Source organism: Paraglaciecola sp. (assembly GCF_051252315.1).
In the GTDB taxonomy this organism is placed as follows: Bacteria; Pseudomonadota; Gammaproteobacteria; order Enterobacterales; family Alteromonadaceae; genus Paraglaciecola.
On the sequence record NZ_JBPOFP010000214.1, the window covers coordinates 1 to 3,682 of the forward strand.

At 37.4% G+C, this 3,682-nt stretch carries 6 protein-coding genes; 5 read left to right on the forward strand and 1 reads right to left on the reverse strand.

Annotated elements, in window-relative coordinates; all coding sequences use genetic code 11:
- Positions 1–5: 5 nt before the first annotated feature.
- Together ACSHXM_RS21270 and ACSHXM_RS21275 are read left to right on the forward strand one after the other, a co-directional pair.
- Positions 6–143 carry a helix-turn-helix domain-containing protein gene (locus ACSHXM_RS21270; protein ID WP_435692341.1) on the forward strand — a complete coding sequence of 46 codons (138 nt, stop codon included), beginning with the start codon at positions 6–8 and terminating at the stop codon, positions 141–143.
- A 113-nt stretch (positions 144–256) separates the two neighbouring features.
- Complete coding sequence (locus ACSHXM_RS21275; protein WP_435692331.1) at positions 257–655, forward strand: hypothetical protein; 399 nt, start codon at positions 257–259, stop codon at positions 653–655.
- A gap of 16 nt (positions 656–671) precedes the next feature.
- Here the strand turns inward: ACSHXM_RS21275 and ACSHXM_RS21280 are convergent, their stop codons facing one another.
- On the reverse strand, positions 672–1,280 hold the full coding sequence (locus ACSHXM_RS21280) for a TetR/AcrR family transcriptional regulator (RefSeq protein ID WP_435692333.1): 609 nt from the start codon (positions 1,278–1,280) through the stop codon (positions 672–674).
- A 168-nt stretch (positions 1,281–1,448) separates the two neighbouring features.
- On the opposite strand from ACSHXM_RS21280, the gene ACSHXM_RS21285 reads away from it, so the two are divergent.
- The 3 genes from ACSHXM_RS21285 to ACSHXM_RS21295 form a co-directional block, all read left to right on the forward strand.
- Complete coding sequence (locus ACSHXM_RS21285) at positions 1,449–2,834, forward strand: aldehyde dehydrogenase family protein (RefSeq protein ID WP_435692335.1); 1,386 nt, start codon at positions 1,449–1,451, stop codon at positions 2,832–2,834.
- Positions 2,835–2,956: 122 nt separating this feature from the next.
- A complete protein-coding gene (locus tag ACSHXM_RS21290) occupies positions 2,957–3,298 on the forward strand; it encodes an FKBP-type peptidyl-prolyl cis-trans isomerase (RefSeq protein WP_435692337.1) in 342 nt (113 codons plus the stop codon).
- A gap of 34 nt (positions 3,299–3,332) precedes the next feature.
- A partial coding sequence (locus ACSHXM_RS21295) for a glutathione S-transferase N-terminal domain-containing protein (RefSeq protein WP_435692339.1) occupies positions 3,333–3,682 on the forward strand: 350 nt, incomplete at its 3' end.

Genomic DNA, 3,682 nt, shown 5'->3' on the forward strand with positions numbered 1-3,682 from the left:
TGTTAATTGAAAGTCGTTTACCTATTGCTGAAATTGCTTATCGTTGCGGTTTTTCAGAGCATAGTTATTTTAGCCGTCAATTTAAATTACAATTTGGCATTTTACCATCCCAACTACGTGAAGATATGAAAGCTAAATCTTAACAATAGTTGTTAGGTCAAACTAATTGGCTTAATTTGACTTGTTAATAAACTCAACATAGTTTTAAAGTATTAAGCAGATGTTCTGTTTGGTATTTCTACAGAGAGCTATTTCTATGTCAATCCCAAAAGAATTTTTTGATATGCTGCCTTTGCCTATTGTGGTCGTCAAAAATACGCCTGATACGCTCAACCACCCCTTAATTTTTGTCAATACTAGATTTAGTGAAGTGATAGGTTGGGACTTAGACGAAATTCCAGATAAAGATCATTGGTGGCACAAAGCTTATCCTGATCCCCACTATCAAAAAGCCATTGAAAATTTATGGGAATTGAAAATGGAATCTCTCACCCCAGCCAATGATAGTTTTGTCATTATGGCTGTGAACATAATGACGAAGTTTCAGGGCATTAAGCGTTTTAAAGTGTATACAGAACTAAAAAGTGTACTTATGGAAGGTTATTACGTTGTGGCGATGGAAGAAATTGAAGATGGTGTACAAATACCAGAATAATTAAGTGGCAATGGGTTTATCTATTAATGGTCATGGCATATCCATTTGATAATAGTTTCCATTCTTGAATATAAGCCAAGCGTTCTTTTTCTGTAACTGCTGTCCACACCAAAAAAGTCATGACGTCGGACAACATAATAGCAACCCTGGTTTTGCGCGTTAGTTGTTCTAGATTGATATGTTGGTTGTGACTATTGATATACGACACTATGCCCGAAATAACTTTTTCATTTTTTGCCCCTTTTACCTGCTCAAATGCTTCGGTATTTCGAATAGCCAGAATAGTTTGAACAACATCTTGCTGATGACAATAGAACTTCAATGTCGCGTCAATTAAACGCTCTGATAACTCACCTAATTCATGGGCTGGTGTGCTTTGTAACGATTGCATGATTGTTAGGTAAAGTTGATTCATCACCCTTTCTACTAAGGCCACCTTCACCGTTTCGATATTAGGAAAAAATTGATACAAAGATCCCACTGCAATCCCTGCGCTTTTAGCCACTAAATGTGTAGTGATATTGTCAGCGCCAATCTCCTTCATTAGTTTTGCAGTGACGTCTAGGATACGTTCTACTTTTTCAATTGAACGTTTTTGCTTCGGGACCCTTCTTGTAATAGCCACTTGTGTTCCTTATTTATTCAGATTTTATCGTTATTTTTGAGGTTGGAATAACGTCTAGATGAAACAGGGTTACATCTTAGTTTGACATAAAATTTGCAAAACATGAATATTTGTCATATTTTTGTTGGGTAATAGTAAAATGAAGCAATAATAAGTTAGGTTTTTAATATGTCTACAACAGATTTAAATAATATTGGTGAACAGGTAAATCATTTAAGATCATATTTTAATACGGGTGGAACTCGTTCCTATGAATGGCGGATATCGCAGCTCAATCAATTAAAAAAGATGTTAGTTGAGCAAGAAAGTGCATTCTTATTAGCTTTAAGTCAGGATTTAGCCAAGTCAGAGTATGAAGCATGGACTTCAGAAGTGGGTTATACCATCAGTGAAATTGAGCATACCATCAGAAGCCTCAAGAAGTGGATGAAACCCAGAAAAGTCAGTACTCCTTTGGTTGCCCAGCCAGCTAAAAGTTATCAATTGCCGGAGCCTTTAGGCACAGTTTTGATTATCGGAGCTTGGAATTATCCAATTCAGCTTGTGTTAGGTCCTATAGTTGCAGCCATTGCTGCAGGTAATTGTGTGGTTATAAAACCATCTGAGCTTTCAGCTGCATGTTCAGAGTTGCTCGCAAAATTAATTCCTGATTATCTCGACAAGCAAGCTAGCTGTGTTATTGAAGGCGCAGTGCCTGAAACGACCGAATTATTGAAACAAAAATTCGATCATATTATGTACACAGGCGGTGAAGGAGTCGCTAAAATTGTCATGCGTGCAGCCTCTGAAAACCTTACTCCTGTGACATTAGAGTTAGGCGGTAAAAGCCCTTGTATTATTGATAGTGGCACTAACTTAGACGTGACCGTTTCGCGGATTATTTGGAATAAATGGATGAATGCAGGGCAGACTTGCGTGGCGCCAGATTACGTCTTAATAGAAAAGTCAGAGAGTGAAAAATTTCTTACTAGGTTAAAGAAAAAGCTCAATGAGTTTTATGGCAATGATATTAAAAATAATAAAGATTATGGACGCATTGTTAACACTCGCCATTTAGACAGATTAGTTTCATACCTTGATAATCAAAATGTTGTTATGGGTGGTGAATTTGATTCAGAACAAAAGTTCTTAGCGCCGACAGTCGTGCTCGATCCACCTGCTGACAGCCCTCTCATGTTAGAAGAAATTTTTGGACCAATTTTACCCATAGTCACAGTTGAAAAAATAGAAGATAGTATTGAATTTGTAAATCACAGAGCTAAACCTTTAGCGCTTTATGTATACACAAACAATACTCAGTTTGAACAACAGGTATTGAATGCAACGAGTTCCGGTAATGTTTGCATCAATGATGGCATGATGTTTATGACTAATCCCAACTTACCCTTTGGTGGTGTCGGCAACAGTGGAATGGGTAATTATCATGGGCAATCAGGTTTTAATACATTCAGTCATTTAAAAACCGTAATGAAACGCGCAACATTTATTGACCCAGCTTTGCGCTACCCGCCGTTTAGTAAAATGAAACTAAACTTGGTCAAAAAGTTACTTTAGTTCTCGTTATCTTTTGCGGTCTATGGATTATTGCCAATAATCTGTAGGCCTGAATTTCATCATTGGTACAAACAATGGTATTTTAGTCACCTTATTTTTCGTCAACATTTCTAAAGACTACTATGCAAGACCAAGTAAAGATCGAAGATCTCATTGAAGGAACGGGTAAAGCTGCACAGAAGAGCGCTTTAATTACTGCTCATTACCGTGGTTTTTTAGCTGACGGTACAGAATTCGATTCTTCCTATAAAAAAGGTCAGGCTTTTCAAACTGTGCTGAGTAAAAAACGCGTAATCCAAGGTTGGTTTATCGGTTTACAGGGCATGAAAGTCGGCGGAAAACGTCGTTTATTTGTGCCTGCTTCATTGGCCTACGGTGAACGAACTGTTGGTGATATGGTTCCCGCCAATTCCGATCTGACGTTTGAAATTGAGTTACTAGAAGTCCTAACTCGAGACGATTAGAACAGCTATACCCTAGAGATTAAGGTAATCCAAAATGAATTTATACCAATATGATCATTGCCCCTATTGCGTTCGAGCAGATATGGTGGCCAATTATAAAAATGTTTCCCATGAGAAAGTCTATCTTCTGAATGATGATGAAAAAAGTTGTTATGACCTGATAGATGCCAAAGTTTGTCCCATTTTGCAGTTTGATGACGGTTCATGTATGAAAGAAAGTTTAGATATTGTGGCTAAACTTGATGAATTAGGCGACAAGGATAAAGTGATCTCTGCTAAAAAAGATGCGGATAAGCTTGAACAAATATTTGCTCAGATCAAACCTGCGATTCGTATTTTAACTTATCCCCGCACTATTTTGATTGGTTTGCCTGAATTTGAAAC

Excerpts from the sequence above, each read along its gene's own strand:
- ACSHXM_RS21290 (WP_435692337.1), top strand. The coding sequence starts at position 2,957 with ATGCAAGACCAAGTAAAGATCGAAGATCTCATTGAAGGAACGGGTAAA.
- ACSHXM_RS21275 (WP_435692331.1), top strand. The coding sequence starts at position 257 with ATGTCAATCCCAAAAGAATTTTTTGATATGCTGCCTTTGCCTATTGTG.
- ACSHXM_RS21285 (WP_435692335.1), top strand. The coding sequence starts at position 1,449 with ATGTCTACAACAGATTTAAATAATATTGGTGAACAGGTAAATCATTTA.